We start from the raw sequence: 17,089 nt of genomic DNA on the forward strand, positions 1-17,089 counted from the left end.
GTTCCAGATGAAACTCAATCGCCAGCAGCTTTCCCGGCTCGGCGGCGCCGTCGCGCTGCCCGGCTACACCGCAGAGATGATCCGCACCGGCATCGCCCATTTCGGCGTCGGCGGCTTTCACCGCGCCCACCAGGCGGTCTACACCGACGCCCTGATGAACCAGGGCCTGGCGCTGGACTGGGGCATCTGCGGGGTCGGCGTGCGCAGTGAGGACCGCGCCATGCGCGATGCCCTGGCCAGCCAGGATTACCTCTACACCCTGGTCGAACTGGGCGACGAGCCGAACCTGCCGGTGCGGGTGATCGGCGCGATCACCGACATGCTGCTGGCCGAAGAGTCGCCGCAGGTACTGATCGACAAACTGGCCGACCCGGCGATTCGCATCGTCTCGCTGACCATCACCGAAGGTGGTTACTGCATCGACGACAGCACCGGCGAATTTCTCGCCGAACTGCCAGCCATTCAGCACGACCTGCGCCACCCGCAATCGCCGCAAAGCGTGTTCGGTTTTCTCTGCGCCGCCCTGGCCAAACGCCGCGCCGCCGGCATCCCGGCCTTCACCCTGATGTCCTGCGATAACCTGCCGCACAACGGCGATGTCACGCGCAAGGCGCTGCTGGCCTTCGCCCATCTGGCCAATCATGAGCTGGCCACCTGGATCGACCAGCACGTGAGCTTTCCCAACGCCATGGTCGACCGCATCACGCCGATGACCAGCGCCGCCCATCGCCAGCAACTGGCCGAGCAGCATGGCGTCGATGACGCCTGGCCGGTGGTCTGCGAGCCCTTCGTGCAATGGGTGCTGGAAGACAAGTTCGTCAGCGGCCGCCCGGCCTGGGAAGAGGTCGGCGTGCAATTCACCGACGACGTCACGCCCTACGAGGAGATGAAGATCAAGCTGCTCAATGGCAGCCACCTGGCGCTGACCTACCTGGGCTTTCTCAAGGGCTATCGCTTCGTTCACGAGGCAATGAACGACCCGCTGATGCGCCAGTACGTGCGCACCTTCATGGACCTCGACGTGACGCCGCAGCTGGCGCCAGTGCCGGGCATCGACCTAAGCACCTACAAGGACACGCTGATCGAGCGCTTCTCCAACCAGGCCATCGCCGACCAGCTGGAGCGGGTCTGCTCGGATGGCTCGTCGAAGTTTCCCAAGTTCATCGTTCCGACCCTCAACCGCCTGATCGAGGACGGTCGGCCGCTGGAGCGCGTGGCACTGGTGGTCGCAGCCTGGGCGCTGTACCTCAAGGGCGTCGACGAGAACGGCACGCGCTATCGCATTCCCGATCCGCGCGCCGCGTTCTGCCAGGCACTGGTGGCCGACGACGACAGGGTGTGTGAACGGGTACTGGGCGTCGAGGCGATCTTCGGCAACGCCATCGCGCAGTCGACGGCGTTCGTCGAAGCCTTCGAGCTGTGTTACGACAGCCTGCGCAAGCTCGGCGTGACGCGCACCCTGCAGACCCTGCTGGGCGATTGAACCATGTACCTCGGTATCGATTGCGGCACTCAGGGCACCAAAGCCCTGGTGCTGGACGCAGGCAGCGGCCAGGTGCTTGGCGCCGGCAGCGCCAGCCATACCCTGCAGAGCGGTGCCAACGGCCGCCGCGAGCAACAGCCGCAGCAATGGCTGGATGCCTTCGAGCAGGCGACCCGCCAGGCGCTGACAGCCGCCGGAATCAGCGGCGAGCGGATTCTCGGCATCGGCGTCTCCGGCCAGCAGCATGGTCTGGTGCTGCTCGACGAACAGGGCGCGGTGCTGCGCCCGGCCAAGCTCTGGTGCGACACCGAATCGACCCCGCAGAACCAGCGCCTGCTCGATCATCTCGGCGGCGAGGCCGGTTCGCTGCAGCGCCTGGGCGTGGCCATCGCGCCCGGTTACACGGTGTCCAAGCTACTCTGGACCCAGGAGCAGCACCCCGATGTCTTTGCTCGTATCGCGCATATCCTGCTGCCGCACGATTACCTCAACCACTGGCTCACCGGCCGTGCCTGCAGCGAGTACGGCGACGCTTCCGGCTCGGGTTATTTCAACGTGCGCACGCGCAGTTGGGACCGCGAGCTGCTGAATTTCATCGACCCCAGCGGGCGCCTTTGCAACGCGCTGCCAGAGCTGATCGAGTCGGATCAGCCAGCGGGCCGCCTCCGCCCGCAGATCGCCCGGCAACTGGGCCTGAACCCGGATGCCGTGGTGGCCAGCGGCGGTGGCGACAACATGATGGGCGCCATCGGCACCGGCAACATTCGCCCGGGCGCGATCACCATGAGCCTGGGCACCTCCGGCACCCTCTGCGCCTACAGCGACCAACCGACGGTCAGCCCGCATGCACAGGTGGCGACCTTCTGCTCATCAAGCGGCGGCTGGCTGCCATTGATCTGCACCATGAACCTGACCAGCGCCACCGGGCTGATCCAGCAATTGCTGGAACTGGACATCCAGACCTTCGGCGCGCTGGTCGGGCAATCACCCATCGGCGCCGAGGGCCTGCTGATGCTGCCGTTCTTCAATGGCGAACGGGTGCCGGCGCTGCCCCGCTCGCGCGCCAGCCTGCTGGGCATGGACAGCGACAATCTGACCCGCGCCAATCTGTGTCGGGCGGTGGTCGAGGGCACCAGTTTCAGCCTGCGCTACGGCCTCGACCTGCTGCGCGCCAGCGGCCTGCAGAGCCAGACCATCCGCCTGATCGGCGGCGCGGCGAAGAGTCCGGTATGGCGTCAGGTGATCGCCGACATCATGGGCACACCACTGGTCTGCCCGCAGCACACCGAAGCCGCCGCACTGGGCGCCGCGATCCAGGCCGCCTGGTGCCTGACGCCCGGAGCGGATCGCCAGGCGCAGCTGGCCGAACTGTGCGAGCGTTGCGTGCACCTCGATGCCAGCACGCGGACGCAGCCGGACCCGGCGCGCACGGCGCAGTACGAAATGGTCTATCAACGCTACCGCGAGCAGGTCCGCCGGCTCGCCGAGCGCACACCGGCGTGAGAACGCCTCAAGGGCACCTCCAAGAACCCAGGCGAGGCAGATAATGCAGATGAGATGAGGCTGTCAAAGCGGCTTTCGCAGGAGCTCGGGGCGAAGCCTCTCGAGTCCGCGCCGCCCAGATTCGCGGCGGGGCGCCGCTCCCACGAACGCCCCGCGTTGGCGCTCAACTGATTGGCATCAGGCGAAGCAGGTGGTTTTTAGAGGTACCCGTCAACCGATACGGAGAACAACATGTACCTGGTCTGTGGCGAAGCACTGTTCGATGTGTTCATCCAGAGCGACGGTGGGCGTGGCAATGAGCTGGCCTTCAAGGCCATCGCCGGTGGCTCGCCGTTCAACGTGGCGCTGGGCCTGCGCCGGATGGGCGCCGACTCGGCGCTGTTCACCGGGATTTCCTCGGACAGCCTCGGCCAGCGCCTGCGCCAGGTGCTGCGTGACGAAGGCGTGAGCGATGCCTACCTGATCGCCAGCGATGCGCCGACCACCCTGGCGATGGTCGGCCTGGACGCTGCCGGCTCACCGCAGTATTCCTTCCGTGGCGAAGGCTGTGCCGACCGCCAACTGCTCACCGAGCACCTGCCGACACTGGATGCGCAGGTGTGCGGCCTGCACGTCGGCTCCTTCTCTCTGGTGGTGGAGCCGGTGGCGAGCACGCTGCTGCAGCTGGTGCAACGCGAACACCGGCAGCGCCTGATCAGCCTCGATCCCAACGTGCGTCTCGGTCCGGCGCCGGATATCGCCCACTGGCGCGAGCGCGTCGAGACCTTCGCCGGCTACGCGCACCTGATCAAGGTCAGCGAAGAGGATCTGCAGCTGCTGTACCCCGAGCGCGACCCGCAGCAGGTAGCGGCGAGCTGGCTCAACCAGCGCTGCCAACTGGTGTTTCTCACCCACGGCAGCAAAGGCGCCAGCGTCCACTGCCGCCACGGGCACTGGTCGGCCCCGGCAGTGGAGGTGCACACCCGTGACACCGTCGGCGCTGGCGATACCTTCCAGGCCGCGCTGCTCAGTTACCTGGCCCGCCATGCGCTGGACACCCCCGAGGCGCTGGAAACGCTGAGCCGTGAGCAGATCAACGACATGCTGCGCCTGGCCATCGAGGCTGCTGCGCTGACCTGCTCGCGGGTGGGCCCCGACCTGCCCTACCTGCATGAGCTGGAGCGGCAGAGCGCGCGCTGACCGAGCCACCCCTCGCTGCCTCACCTGGCAGCGGCACAGGCTCCCTGTGCGCCGAGGCGAATGGCCCGAAACCGCCGGTTGTCGCTCAGCTCGCTGGAGGCGACACTTGGTGTGTGACTCGCACAGCGCAGCGACTGTCGTTCTAGCAGCGTATTTTCAGATAACCCAGAGGTTCAGGGCATGCCTTACAAACATCAGGTGATTCCGCTTCAGGTCCACGAGGGCAACGAAACCGCCGAGCAGGCGCTGCACAGCATCGTCGATGGCTTCAAGCGCTTTCGCAACGAGGTCTTCCCGCAGCAGGAAGAACTGTTCAAGAAGCTCGCCACCGCCCAGAACCCACGCGCCATGTTCATCACCTGCGCCGACTCGCGCGTGGTGCCGGAGCTGATCACCCAGAGCTCGCCTGGCGACCTGTTCGTCAACCGCAACGTCGGTAACGTGGTGCCGGCCTACGGGCAGATGATGGGCGGCGTCTCCACCGCCATCGAGTACGCGGTGATGGCCCTGGGCGTGCAACACATCGTCATCTGCGGCCACTCCGACTGCGGCGCGATGAAGGCGGTGCTCAACCCGGCCTCGCTGGAAAGCATGCCCACGGTAAAAGCCTGGCTACGTCATGCCGAGGTGGCGCGCAGCGTGGTGGCAGAGAACTGCAACTGCAGCGACGACAAGGAAGCCCTGAGCGTACTCACCGAAGAGAACGTGGTGGCGCAGCTCAACCACCTGTGTACTCACCCGTCGGTGGCGGCCAAACTGGCGCGCGGCCAACTGTTCATCCATGGCTGGGTGTATGACATCGAAACCAGCCAGATCAAGGCCTACGATGCAGAGTTGGGCAGCTTCCTGCCGCTCGACGGCGACAAGATTCCGATGGCGACGCCACGCGCGCGTTTTCCACAAAGCTGATACGCAGGCTCGCGGCTAAAGCCCCTCCCACGGTCACGGTGGGAGGGGCTTTAGCCGCGATGCTCCTCCCAGAGTTTCACGGCCCAGGCGGCTCCGTCCCCTGATGCGCCTTAGAACTTCTCCCCACGCAGCACTTGCACCTGCGCCAGGTAGCAGACCATGGCGAAGTGGTCGTAGTAGCGCGCCTGCAGATGCTCGGCGATGCGCTCGGCCAATTCGCGGTTGCAGATGATTTCCAGACGGATGTTGCCCTCGGTGTCCCAGCCGGCGCTGCGCACGCCGCGGTGTCCACGGCCACGTGCGTCGGAAATGGTCCAGCCGGGTGCGCCGAGCGCTTCCAGATCGGCCAGCAGACGCTTCTCCAGCGCCGCCTCGCAGATCACGGTGAGCAGGGTGCGGCTATGTGCGTTCATCTCAGAACCCCCAGGCGATCAGTCGTTCGGCCAGCGCCAGGTACAGCGGAATGCCGATCAGGATATTGAATGGGAAGGTGATGCCCAGCGAGGCGGTCAGCGACAGCGACGGGTTGGCCTCGGGCAAGGCCAGGCGCATCGCCGCCGGCACCGCGATATAGGACGCCGAGGCCGCGAGCGTGGCCAGCACCGCCGTGCCACCCAGGCTCAGGCCCATGAAGCGCGCCAGCAAGGCGCCGATCAACGCACCGAGCAGCGGCATCAACAGGGCGAAGGCCGCCAGGCGCACACCGAACTGCTTCAGCGCACCGAGCTGGCCGGAGGCGATCAGGCCCATCTCCAGCAGGAAGAACGCCAGCACCGGCTTGAACATGCTGGTGTACAGCGGTTCCAGCGGCTTGATCGCCTCCTTGCCGGCGATCGCGCCGATCACCAGACCGCCGAGCAGCAGCATGATGCTCTTGCCGAGGAAGATCTCGCGGCCCAGTTCGCCCCAGTGCGTGTCGCGCGAAATGCCCTTGGCCAGGACGATACCGACCAGGATCGCCGGAATCTCCAGGATCGCCACGAACAGCGGCATGTAGCTCTCGAATTCGATGCCCTTGGCCAGCATGTAGGCCACCACCACGGCGAAGGTACCGGCGCTGACCGAACCGTAGTGCGCCGCCACCGCCGCCGCATTGACGCGGTCGAAGCGCAGGCCGCGCAACAGGACAAACGCCAGGATCGGCAGCAGCACGCCGAGCGCCAGTACCAGCGCCGACTGACCGAGCAGCTGCAGGCTGGCCTGCTGCGCCAGCTCCACACCACCGTGCAGCCCGATGGCCAGCAAGAGAATGATCGACAGCGTCTCGTACAGCGCCGCCGGCAGCTTCAGCTCACTCTTGAGCAGGCCGGCGACCAGGCCGAAGACGAAAAACAGCACCACCGGATCCAAAGCCACTTCAGCTCACCTCCCCAGCCTCACAGGGTGCGCTGCGCGCACCAGTCACTCTATTCACCACCCGCCTCGGTGCGCACCGCGCACCCCACCCGGACGGCCACGTACATGCAAAGGAAAGGGCCATGCCCCGGCACAGGGCGGTGCTGATCGCCCTGCTTTGCCTCGCCACGAAGGCGAAGCGCCGGGGCATGGCCGGAAAGCTTAGCCGGCATGCCCGGATGCCCCTGCGCTGGCGAGTCGCACAAACGCCGTTAGCGTTTTGCGCGGGGCCACCGAGGGGTGAAGCACATGGATGTGCCGTGCAAAAAAAGGGAGCCTCGCGGCCCCCGGGACAAACCTGCGCCGTGGCGCTGAATAAAAAAGGAGCCCGGGTTACGCCCCGTCAAACTTGCCCATCCAACAGGCCGGGCTCCATAGAGGTTAACCTTCGATTTCCACCAGTACTTCGCCCGGATTGACGCGGTCGCCCTTGGCCACGTGAACGGCCTTGACGGTACCGGCAATCGGCGCCTGCACTTCGGTTTCCATCTTCATTGCTTCGGTGATCAGCACCGCCTGCCCGGCCTTGACCGTGTCACCTTCCTTGACCAGCACATCGACGATGTTGCCCGGCATGGTGGTGGACACGTCGCCCGGTGCACCGGCCTGCTTGCGCTTGCCAGCGGCGCCTGCGACGTATTCATTGAGCGCCTCGAACACCACTTCTTCCGGCATGCCGTCGATGGACAGGTAGAAGTGGCGCTTGCCGTCGCCCTTGACGCCGACACCGGTGATATCCACGCGGTAGCTTTCACCGTGCACGTCGACCACGAACTCGGTCGGCACGCCCTCGCCACCGGCCGGCGCGGCCTTGCCCGGGCCATTTGGCACGGGCAGCAACTCTTCCGGCTTGAGGGTGCCGGCCGCGCGCTCCTCGAGGAACTTGCGCCCGATATCGGGGAACATGGCGAAGGTCAGCACGTCCTCTTCGGACTTGGCCAGGCTGCCGATCTCTTCACGCAGGCGCGCCAGCTCGGGCTTGAGCAGGTCGGCCGGGCGTACGTCGATCACTTCTTCGCTGCCGATGGCCTGCTTGCGCAGTTGCTCGTCGACCTTGCCCGGCGCCTTGCCGTAGCGGCCTTGCAGGTACAGCTTCACCTCGTTGGTGATGGTCTTGTAGCGCTCGCCGGCCAGCACGTTGAAGAACGCCTGGGTACCGACGATCTGCGAGGTCGGCGTCACCAGCGGTGGGAAGCCGAGGTCGGCACGCACGCGCGGGATCTCTTCCAGCACTTCGTTCATGCGGTTCAGCGCGCCCTGCTCCTTGAGCTGGTTGGCCAGGTTGGAAATCATCCCGCCCGGTACCTGATTGACCTGCACGCGGGTATCGACGCCGGTGAACTCGCTCTCGAACTGGTGGTACTTCTTGCGCACGGCGTGGAAGTACATGCCGATTTCCTGGATCAGCTCCAGGTCGAGACCAGTGTCGAACTCGCTGCCCTTGAGCGCGGCGACCATCGACTCGGTACCCGGATGGCTGGTACCCCAGGCCAGACTGGAGATGGCGGTGTCGATGTGATCGGCACCCGCTTCGATGGCCTTGAGCTGGCACATCGAACCGAGACCGGCGGTGTCGTGGCTGTGGATGAATACCGGCAGGTCGACTTCGCTCTTCAGTGCCTTGACCAGCGCAAAGGTGGCGTAAGGCGTGAGCAGGCCGGCCATGTCCTTGATCGCGATGGAGTCGATACCCATCGCCTGCATGGCCTTGGCCTGGGCGACGAATGCCTCGGTGGTGTGCACCGGGCTGGTGGTGTAGGCGATGGTGCCCTGGGCGTGCTTGCCGGCAGCCTTCACCGCCTCGATGGCCACGCGCAGGTTACGCACGTCGTTCATCGCGTCGAAAATGCGGAACACGTCGATGCCATTGACCGCCGCCTTGGCCACGAACGCCTTGACCACATCATCGCTGTAGTGGCGGTAGCCGAGCAGGTTCTGCCCGCGCAGAAGCATCTGCAGGCGGGTGTTGGGCAGCGCCGCCTTGAGCTGGCGCAGGCGCTCCCACGGGTCTTCCTTGAGGAAACGCACGCACGCGTCGAAGGTGGCGCCACCCCAGACTTCCAGCGACCAGTAGCCGACGCGGTCGAGCTTGTCGCAGATCGGCAGCATGTCTTCGGTGCGCATGCGCGTGGCCAGCAGCGACTGGTGGGCATCGCGCAGGACGGTATCGGTAACGGTGATCTTCTTGCTCATGATGTCCCCTACAGGCCCGCGTGGGCAGCGATGGCGGTGGCGATGGCGATGGCCAGGTGCGACGGGTTGCGCTTGATCGAGTACTGGGTGAGTTCCGGGTGGCTTTCGACGAAGCTGGTGTTGAACTGGCCGCTACGGAATTCCGGATTACGCAGGATTTCCTGGTAATAGGGCGCGGTGGTGCGCACGCCCTGCACGCGCATGTCGTCCAGTGCGCGCAGGCCACGGTCCATCGCCTCTTCCCAGGTCAGCGCCCAGACGATCAGCTTCAGGCACATCGAGTCGTAATAGGGCGGAATGGTGTAGCCGGTGTAGATCGCCGTGTCGGTGCGCACGCCGGGGCCGCCGGGCGCGTAGTAACGGGTGATCTTGCCGAACGAGGGCAGGAAGTTGTTCTTCGGGTCCTCGGCATTGATGCGGAACTGCAGGGCATAACCGCGGTGGATGATGTCTTCCTGCTTGACCGACAGTGGCAGGCCGCTGGCGATGCGGATCTGCTCGCGAACGATGTCGATGCCGGTGATTTCCTCGGTGATGGTGTGCTCCACCTGCACCCGGGTGTTCATTTCCATGAAGTACACCTCGCCTTCGGCGAGCAGGAACTCCACGGTACCGGCGTTCTCGTAACCCACGGCCTGCGCGGCACGCACGGCCAGGTCGCCGATATAGGCACGCTGCTCGGGGGTGAGCTGCGGGCTGGGGGCGATCTCGATGAGTTTCTGGTTGCGGCGCTGGATCGAGCAGTCACGCTCGTACAGGTGCACGGTATTGCCAAAGCTGTCGGCGAGGATCTGCGCTTCGATGTGCTTCGGATTGACGATGCATTTTTCCAGGAACACTTCCGCGCTGCCGAAGGCCTTGGTCGCCTCGGAGATCACTCGCGGGTAGGCCTGCTCCAGTTCCTCGCGACTGTTGCAGCGACGGATGCCGCGACCGCCACCACCGGAGGTGGCCTTGAGCATCACCGGGTAACCGATGCGCTCGGCCTCGCGCAGCGCCTCGGTCAGGTCGGCGACGTTGCCTTCGGTACCGGGGGTGACCGGTACACCGGCCTTGATCATGCTGCGGCGCGCTTCGGTCTTGTCGCCCATGCGGCGGATGACTTCCGCGCTCGGGCCTATGAATTTGATCCCACGTTCGGCACAGATCTCTGCAAGTTCGGCATTTTCGGAAAGAAAGCCGTAGCCGGGATGCAGCGCATCGCAACCGGTTTCCACGGCCAGATTGACCAGCTTGCGCGGGTTCAGATAGCCGGCCAGCGGATCTTCGCCAATGCTGTGCGCCTCGTCGGCACGCTTGACGTGCAGGGCATGACGGTCCGCGTCGGAGTAGATCGCTACCGAGCGGATGCCCATCTCGGCGCAGGCCCGCACGATGCGGACGGCAATCTCACCACGGTTGGCGATCAGTATTTTTCTTATCACGATCCAATCCTCAGCGCAGAGCTGCAAGGGCCGCCGCAACAGTTGGTTGCAAACGTGGTGAAACCCTATCCGGCTATACGAATTAACAAAAATGAATAATTATTTGATCGTGCATAAGTAATTACTTATGCATTGATCGAACGAGGACGAAACCGTGCGTAAAACCCTGCTGCGCATGACCTTGCGCCAGCTCCAGGTGTTCCGTGCCGTGTGCGAACACGGCTCCTACAGCCGCGCCGCCGAGGAAATGTCACTGACCCAGCCCGCCGTCAGCCTGCAGATTCGCCAGCTGGAGGAGCTGGTGGGCCAGCCGTTGTTCGAGTACGTCGGCAAGAAGCTCTACCTGACCGAAGCCGCCGAGGCACTCAAACGCGCCAGCAGCGATATCTTCGGCCGCCTGGAAAGCCTGGACATGCAGCTGTCCGACCTGCAGGGCTCGCTGCAGGGTCAGCTCAACCTGTGCGTGGAATCCAGCGCGAAATACTTCATTCCCCACCTTTTCGCCGAATTTCGCCGTCAATACCCGGAAGTCAGCCTGAATCTCACGGTGGTCAATCACGCGCTGGTGGTGCGTCGCCTGACCCAGAGCCGCGACGACCTGATGATCATGAGCCAGGTGCCGCAGGACCTGGCGCTGGACTTCATGCCCTTCCTCGAGAATCCGATCATTGCCGTGGCGCCACCGGATCACCCCCTGTGCGAGGCGGACAGCCTGCAGTTGCACGACCTCACGCCCTACCCGCTGCTGATTCGCGAAAGCGGCTCGGGTACCCGCCGCGCCTGCGAGGAGTACTGCCACCAGAAACGCGCGCACTTCCCGAATACCCTGGAAATCGGTTCGCTGGAATCGCAGCGCGAGGCGGTGCTGGCCGGACTCGGCATCGCCCTGCTACCGCGCCATGCCGTGCGCCTGGAATTGCAGCATGGCCTGCTGCGTGAACTGCCGGTGGCCGAGCTGCCACTGCAGCGCAGCTGGTGCGTGGTGAATATCCGTGGCCGGCGCCTGTCGCCGGTGGCGCAGGCCTTCGTCGATTTCATCCGCACCGAACGCGCGCAAATCGTCAAACTGGCCGAACGCTTCCAGCCCAGCCACGCAGGATCGGGCAAGAATCTCGCAGGATCGGCCTAACCCTTCTTAACTGGCATACGGGACATTGGCAGCCTGGGATCGCTCCACCAAAACCTGCCTGGGAGAAATCAATGCTGTCGGGAATCAGCGCCCTGCTCGGCGCTCTTCGCGTGCTCGAGCGCGACAACGGCCAGGCCGTGCTCGCCACCGTGGTCAAGGTCGAAGGCTCGGCCTATCGCCGCCCCGGCGCGCGCATGCTGATCCCGCTCTACGGCGGCACCGTGGGCACCATCAGCGGCGGCTGCCTGGAGTCCGAAGTGGCGAAGAAGGCCTGGTGGCTGACCGATGGCGGCGAAGCCGTGATCCGTCGCTACAGCACCGCCACCCAGGACGACGATGACGATCAGGACGCCGCACTGACCTTCGGCCTCGGCTGCAACGGCACCGTGCACGTGCTGCTCGAGCGCCACAGCGCGGACAAGCCGCTGGCGGTGCTCGAACTACTGCGCCAGGTGCGTGAGAGCGGCCAGGCGGGGGCGGTCGCCACGGTGATCTGCAGTTATCGCAACGCCCGCGTGCGTGTGGGTGAGCGCCTGTTGCTGCATCCATCGCTCAGCGACAATGGCCGCCTGCTCGATCCCGCGCTCGACGCCGAGGTGCGCGCCGACCTGCAGCGAACGCTGGCCACGGGCCGATCGTCACTGCGCAACTACCGCGATGAGCGTGGCGAGATCGAGGTGTTCTGCGAGTACCTGGCGCCGCAACGGCGCCTGGTGATCTTCGGCGCGGGCCATGACGCACAGCCGCTGACGCATATGGCCAAGCTGCTGGACTGGCACGTCACCGTGGTCGATGGCCGCGCCCATTTCGCCCGCGCCGAGCGCTTTCCCGACGCCGATGCCGTACGGCAGGTCGATGCCCGGCCGCCCTACGATCTGCACAGGCTCACCGACGGCGCCATGGTGGCGATCATGAGCCACAGCTACAGCCAGGATCGCCATTGGCTGGGCAGCGTGCTCCAGGGCGCACCGGCTTACATCGGCCAATTGGGGCCGCGCGACCGTACCGAACGCCTGCTGGACGAGATTCGCCAGCACAGCACGCACCTGCCGGCGCTGGAACGTCTGCACTATCCCATCGGCCTGGATATCGGCGGCGATACGCCGGAAAGCGTGGCCATGGCGATTCTCGCCGAGATGACCGCCGCGCTGAACGAGCGTACCGGGGGCATGCTCAAGCATCGCCAGGCGGCGATCCATACGCCAACGGCGCAGGGTTGCAGCGAGATCGAACCAGCGACCAGACGGACGGCCTCCTGATCAAAGCCCCGGATTGCATCCGGGCTACAGATTTGTAGGGTGGGCCGGGCGGCGATCCGTTTTAGCCCCCGCTGACTACGATTGGTGGGCTAAAGCCCACCCTACGACCTGCAATCCCTCCAACTCAATTACATCCACTCCACCGCCGAACTCTGACTGGTAGGGTGGGCTTCAGCCCACCACGAGCTGAGTCTGATCCACCTGCAGGAGCGAACGGCAGCGCCCCGCCTGATTCGCGCTACCACCGCAGCTCGGATGCAATCCGGGAAAACCAGCCCCATAAACGCAAACGCCCAGGATCACCCCGGGCGTTCGTGTTTCCGGTATCAGGCCTCAGGCCTTGATCTGCGCCGGGAACGGCAACTTGCGCAGACGCACGCCAGTGGCCGCGAACAGGGCGTTGGCCAGCGCGGGCGCCAGCGGCGGCACACCCGGCTCACCGACACCGGTCGGATTCGCCGCCGACGGCACGATATGCACCTCGACCCTGGGCATTTCGTTCAGGCGCAACACCTGGAAGTCGTGGAAGTTCGACTGCTCGACCCGCCCTTCCTTCAAGGTGATCGCGCTGTGCCGGGCCGCCGCCAGGGCGAAGCCGATACCGCCCTCCATCTGCGCCTTGATCACGTCCGGGTTGATGGCGATGCCGCAGTCCACCGCGCACACCACGCGATCCAGACGGTAGCTGCCATCGGCCTTCACCGTGACTTCGGCCACCTGCGCCACGAACGAGCCGAACGACTCGTGCACGGCAATGCCACGCCCGCGCTTCTCGCCCTCGGCACCCGCTGCCAGCGGCTTGTCCCAACCGGCCTGCCTGGCGGCCAGCTCCAGCGCACCGCGATGACGCGGATGACTGTCCAGCAACGCATGGCGGAAGGCGTAAGGGTCCTGGCCGGCGGCAACGGCGGCTTCGTCGATCATGGTTTCGGCGACGTAACCGGTGTGGGTATGGCCGACCGAGCGCCACCAGAGCACCGGCACCTTGATATTGGTCGGCGTGCTCAGCTCCACCTGCAGGTTGGGCACCGCGTAGGACAGGTTGGAGATACCCTCCACCGAGGTGTGGTCGATGCCGTCCTTGACCAGGAACGGCTCCATCGAGGTGCCGGCGATGATCGACTGGCCGACGATACGGTTATGCCAGGCCTGCAGCTTGCCGGCTTCATCCAGGCCGATGCGCACGCGGTGCAGGTACAACGGCCGGAAGGAACCGCCACGGGTATCGTCCTCGCGCGTCCAGACCATTTTCACCGGTGCATCCACGCCCTTGTCGCGCGCGGCCTTGGTGATTGCCACCGCTTCCAGCAGGTAATCCGACACCGAGCTGGCGCGACGACCGAAGCTGCCGCCGGCATACAGTTGGGTCAGCGAAACCTGCTCGGGCGTCAGGCCCAGATAGCTGCTGATGATGGCCTGGTCGACGGTCTGGAACTGCTCGCCGTTCCAGATTTCGCAGCGGTCGCTGGAGAGCTTCACCAGGCAGTTCATCGGCTCCATCGCCGCGTGGGCCAGATAAGGAAACTCGTACTCGGCCTCGACGGTTTTCGCCGCCTGGGCCAACGCTGCATCGGCGTCACCCCTGCTCGCTGCCGGCAGGCCTGGCTTGCTGGCGCTGTCGCGGTACTGCGCGAAAATCTCCTCGCTACCCAGGGTGAAGGCCTGGCTCTCGTCCCACTCGATCACCAGCGCATCACGACCCTGGCGCGCCGCCCAGGTGTTCTTCGCCAACACGGCGACACCGGAGCGACCGTGAGGCAGATCGCGAAACTCCACCACCTCGACCACATCGCGCACGGCCTTGGCCTTGCTGCTATCGACCGAGCGCGGCACGCCACCGAAACGCGGCGGGTAGGCGACCATGGCCACCAGCATGCCGGGCAGTTTGAAGTCCTGGGTGAAGATGGCGCTGCCATCGGTCTTGCCCGGACTGTCCTTGCGGCGCAGCTCGCGCTTGCCGATCAGCTTGAAGTCCTTGGGGTCCTTGAGTTGCACCTGCTCCGGCACCGGCAGTGACGCCGCCGCCTCGACCAGCTCACCGAAACCGGCGCTGCGGCCCGAGCCGGCGTGACTGATCACGCCCTGGCTGACGCTGATTTCACTGGCCGGCACGCCCCAGCGCTGCGCGGCCGCAGCCACAAGCATGGCCTTGGCGGTGGCGCCGGCATTGCGCATCTGCTCCCAGGAGTTGGCCATGGCGGTACTGCCGCCGGTGCCCTGCATCGGGCCGAAAGCGAGGTTGTTGTAGCGCTTCACATCGGCCGGCGCGCCTTCGACACGTACCTTGTCCCAGTCGGCATCCAGCTCTTCGGCGAGCAAGGTGGCCAGGCCGGTGTAGCTGCCCTGGCCCATTTCCAGGTGTTTGGCCAGCACGGTCACCGTGCCGTCGAGGTCGATACGGACGAAGGCGTTCGGCTCCAGCGAGCCGCCGGCCGCCAGCGCGTCCATACCGCGGATCAGCGGCGCGAAGAAGATGCCCAGCGCCAGGCCACCAGCACCCTTGAGCAGGGTGCGACGGCTGACATTGAGGATGCCGCGAGTGGCGCTATCGGGGGTTTCGATCTTGCCCATGTCTATGCGCCTCCTCAGGCCAGTTTGCCGGCAGCTTCATGAATGGCGGCACGAATCCGCACATAGGTGGCGCAGCGACAGATGTTGCTGCTCATGGCCGCATCGATATCGGCATCGCTCGGCGCCTTGTTGCTGCTCAGCAGCGCTGTCGCCGCCATGATCTGCCCGGACTGGCAGTAGCCGCACTGCACCACGTCCAGTTGCCGCCAGGCTTCCTGCACCACCTTGCCCACGGCGTCTTCGCCGACCGCTTCGATGGTGCTGATGCGCTTGCCAACCACCGCCGATACCGGGGTGACGCAGGAGCGGGTCGGCTGGCCTTCGACGTTCACCGTGCAGGCGCCGCACAGGGCCATGCCGCAGCCGTACTTGGTGCCAGTGAGATTGGCGACGTCGCGCAATGCCCAGAGCAGCGGCATGTCAGCGGCCACGTCCAGCTCGTGGTCCTGGCCATTGAGATTCAGGGTAATCATGGTCTGCCCACCTTGTTCTGATGGTGTCTGATGGTTCCGGCATGGCGTGCCGGTGGTCTCGGTCAACCCCGCACACAGGGGGCCAGATCACCACTGTAGTGGGCGCAAAACCTGCTGTCGCCGCCGACCACAGAGATCGGCAGAACCGGGCAATAAGTTCGTAGAATCGGGCAAGCTCACTGCCCTGCCCGCAGGCAGGGCAACAAGAAACTCAGGCGGCGCGGCGCGAATCAGCTTCGGCGTGCTGGACGTAGCTGGCGGAGACCAGCTCGGGGAAGTCGGCAAGCTCGCGTTGCAGCTGGCACTGCTCGGCGTAGTGTTCGATGGCCCGGCGATAGGCCATGCGGCGCTGGTCTTGCAGTTTGCGCCGGGTCTTGGCGTCAGGTTGGTCGTGCAGTTGCGCGTCATCGAAGATACGAGGCATCTCGGTTCTCCCGGAACGAGGACTGGAGGCCTCAGCTTGTTCCGCGAAGATGACGCTTTGACGGCGTAAGGATGAACAGGCGGTGAACCCGTTCTCTCAATCCTCGGTGTTGCGCAGCGACTTCGGCGACAGGCGCAAGCTGCGCAGGCTGCGCTTGACGCTCTTGAGGTGGTTGACCAGGCTCGGCCCGCGCGCCATGGCCACGCCCATGGCCAGCACGTCGATCACCACCAGGTGGGCGATGCGCGAAGTCAGCGGAGTGTAGATCTCGGTATCTTCCTGCACGTCGATCGCCAGGTTGACCGTCGACAGCTCTGCCAGCGGCGTCTGGCTCGGGCACAGGGTGATCAGGCTGGCGCCAGACTCACGCACCAGGTTGGCGGTGATCAGCAGATCCTTGGAACGGCCGGACTGGGAAATGCACACCGCCACGTCGCCCGGCTGCAGGGTCACCGCACTCATCGCCTGCATGTGCGGGTCGGAATACGCGGCTGCGTTGAGCAGCAGGCGGAAGAATTTGTGCTGGGCATCGGCCGCCACCGCGCCGGACGCACCGAAACCATAGAACTCCACACGCTGAGCCTTCGAGCAGGCGGCGATGGCGCGCTGCAGCGCCTCGGGATCAAGCTTCTCGCGCACTTCCATCAGCGTATGCAGGGTGGTGTCGAAGATCTTCAGACTGAAGTCGGCGACCGAGTCATCCTCGTGAATCGCGAACTGGCCGAAGCTGGCCCCGGCGGCCAGGCTCTGCGCCAGCTTCAGCTTGAGGTCCTGGAAGCCGCTACAACCGATGGCACGGCAGAAGCGCACGATGGTCGGCTCGCTGATGCCGACGCTGTGCGCCAGCTCGGCCATGGAGCTGTGCATCACCGATGCAGGATCGAGCAAGACGTGATCGGCCACCTTGAGTTCGGACTTGCGCAGCAGGTGGCGCGACTGGGCGATGTGTTGCAACAGATTCACGGAGATAGGCTCTATGCAGAAAAGGGTCTACCGCGGCACTCGGCGAGTCATGGCTCGGTTATGATCGGCGGTCGGCGGTTGTAGTGACCTTGTAGTTATACTACATAGCTCGCGCCCGCGCACAGCCAAGCGGCTGCCAATTCGCGGAACGGGCTTTCAGGCACGAGGGGCATCCGATCTTTTC

Annotated in this window: 14 protein-coding genes; 6 read left to right on the forward strand and 8 right to left on the reverse strand. The window is 65.2% G+C overall.

Annotated elements, in window-relative coordinates:
• The first annotated feature begins 7 nt into the window (after positions 1-7).
• The 4 genes from ACN0X6_RS06290 (at position 8) to ACN0X6_RS06305 (ending at position 5,074) form a co-directional block, all read left to right on the forward strand.
• Entirely contained in the window at positions 8-1,483 is a 1,476-nt protein-coding gene (locus ACN0X6_RS06290) for a mannitol dehydrogenase family protein (RefSeq protein WP_417702776.1), read from the forward strand.
• A 3-nt stretch (positions 1,484-1,486) separates the two neighbouring features.
• Positions 1,487-2,986: a xylulokinase gene (xylB, locus tag ACN0X6_RS06295; RefSeq protein ID WP_417702777.1), complete on the forward strand. Its 1,500-nt coding sequence runs from the start codon at positions 1,487-1,489 to the stop codon at positions 2,984-2,986.
• Between the two features lie 231 nt (positions 2,987-3,217).
• A complete protein-coding gene (locus ACN0X6_RS06300; protein WP_417702778.1) occupies positions 3,218-4,165 on the forward strand; it encodes a carbohydrate kinase family protein in 948 nt (315 codons plus the stop codon).
• Positions 4,166-4,345: 180 nt separating this feature from the next.
• The gene (locus ACN0X6_RS06305) at positions 4,346-5,074 is read left to right on the forward strand and encodes a carbonic anhydrase (protein ID WP_417702779.1); all 729 of its coding nucleotides are present in this window, start codon (positions 4,346-4,348) and stop codon (positions 5,072-5,074) included.
• A 110-nt stretch (positions 5,075-5,184) separates the two neighbouring features.
• Here ACN0X6_RS06305 and ACN0X6_RS06310 read toward each other — a convergent pair whose 3' ends face one another.
• From ACN0X6_RS06310 to ACN0X6_RS06325, 4 genes are all read right to left on the reverse strand, one after another.
• Positions 5,185-5,487 (reverse strand): P-II family nitrogen regulator, encoded by a 303-nt coding sequence (locus ACN0X6_RS06310; RefSeq protein ID WP_417702780.1) that lies wholly within the window; start codon positions 5,485-5,487, stop codon positions 5,185-5,187.
• Position 5,488: 1 nt separating this feature from the next.
• A complete protein-coding gene (locus tag ACN0X6_RS06315) occupies positions 5,489-6,430 on the reverse strand; it encodes a sodium-dependent bicarbonate transport family permease (RefSeq protein WP_417702781.1) in 942 nt (313 codons plus the stop codon).
• Between the two features lie 420 nt (positions 6,431-6,850).
• Positions 6,851-8,662: a sodium-extruding oxaloacetate decarboxylase subunit alpha gene (oadA, locus tag ACN0X6_RS06320; protein WP_417702782.1), complete on the reverse strand. Its 1,812-nt coding sequence runs from the start codon at positions 8,660-8,662 to the stop codon at positions 6,851-6,853.
• 8 nt (positions 8,663-8,670) lie between these two features.
• Positions 8,671-10,086 carry an acetyl-CoA carboxylase biotin carboxylase subunit gene (locus tag ACN0X6_RS06325; protein WP_417702783.1) on the reverse strand — a complete coding sequence of 472 codons (1,416 nt, stop codon included), beginning with the start codon at positions 10,084-10,086 and terminating at the stop codon, positions 8,671-8,673.
• A 154-nt stretch (positions 10,087-10,240) separates the two neighbouring features.
• Here ACN0X6_RS06325 and ACN0X6_RS06330 point away from each other — a divergent pair, with 154 nt between their 5' ends.
• Both ACN0X6_RS06330 and ACN0X6_RS06335 read left to right on the forward strand, forming a co-directional pair.
• Complete coding sequence (locus ACN0X6_RS06330; RefSeq protein WP_417702784.1) at positions 10,241-11,215, forward strand: LysR family transcriptional regulator; 975 nt, start codon at positions 10,241-10,243, stop codon at positions 11,213-11,215.
• Between the two features lie 71 nt (positions 11,216-11,286).
• The gene (locus tag ACN0X6_RS06335; protein WP_417702785.1) at positions 11,287-12,474 is read left to right on the forward strand and encodes an XdhC family protein; all 1,188 of its coding nucleotides are present in this window, start codon (positions 11,287-11,289) and stop codon (positions 12,472-12,474) included.
• A 333-nt stretch (positions 12,475-12,807) separates the two neighbouring features.
• Here ACN0X6_RS06335 and ACN0X6_RS06340 read toward each other — a convergent pair whose 3' ends face one another.
• The 4 genes from ACN0X6_RS06340 to hexR form a co-directional block, all read right to left on the reverse strand.
• Positions 12,808-15,045 carry a molybdopterin cofactor-binding domain-containing protein gene (locus tag ACN0X6_RS06340; RefSeq protein WP_417702786.1) on the reverse strand — a complete coding sequence of 746 codons (2,238 nt, stop codon included), beginning with the start codon at positions 15,043-15,045 and terminating at the stop codon, positions 12,808-12,810.
• Between the two features lie 14 nt (positions 15,046-15,059).
• A complete protein-coding gene (locus ACN0X6_RS06345; protein ID WP_417702787.1) occupies positions 15,060-15,518 on the reverse strand; it encodes a (2Fe-2S)-binding protein in 459 nt (152 codons plus the stop codon).
• 211 nt (positions 15,519-15,729) lie between these two features.
• Positions 15,730-15,942 carry a PA3496 family putative envelope integrity protein gene (locus tag ACN0X6_RS06350; RefSeq protein WP_417702788.1) on the reverse strand — a complete coding sequence of 71 codons (213 nt, stop codon included), beginning with the start codon at positions 15,940-15,942 and terminating at the stop codon, positions 15,730-15,732.
• 96 nt (positions 15,943-16,038) lie between these two features.
• Positions 16,039-16,905 (reverse strand): transcriptional regulator HexR, encoded by an 867-nt coding sequence (hexR, locus tag ACN0X6_RS06355; protein WP_017676165.1) that lies wholly within the window; start codon positions 16,903-16,905, stop codon positions 16,039-16,041.
• Positions 16,906-17,089 lie beyond the last annotated feature (184 nt).

This window comes from Pseudomonas sp., assembly GCF_048269965.1.
Classification (GTDB): Bacteria; Pseudomonadota; Gammaproteobacteria; order Pseudomonadales; family Pseudomonadaceae; genus Aquipseudomonas.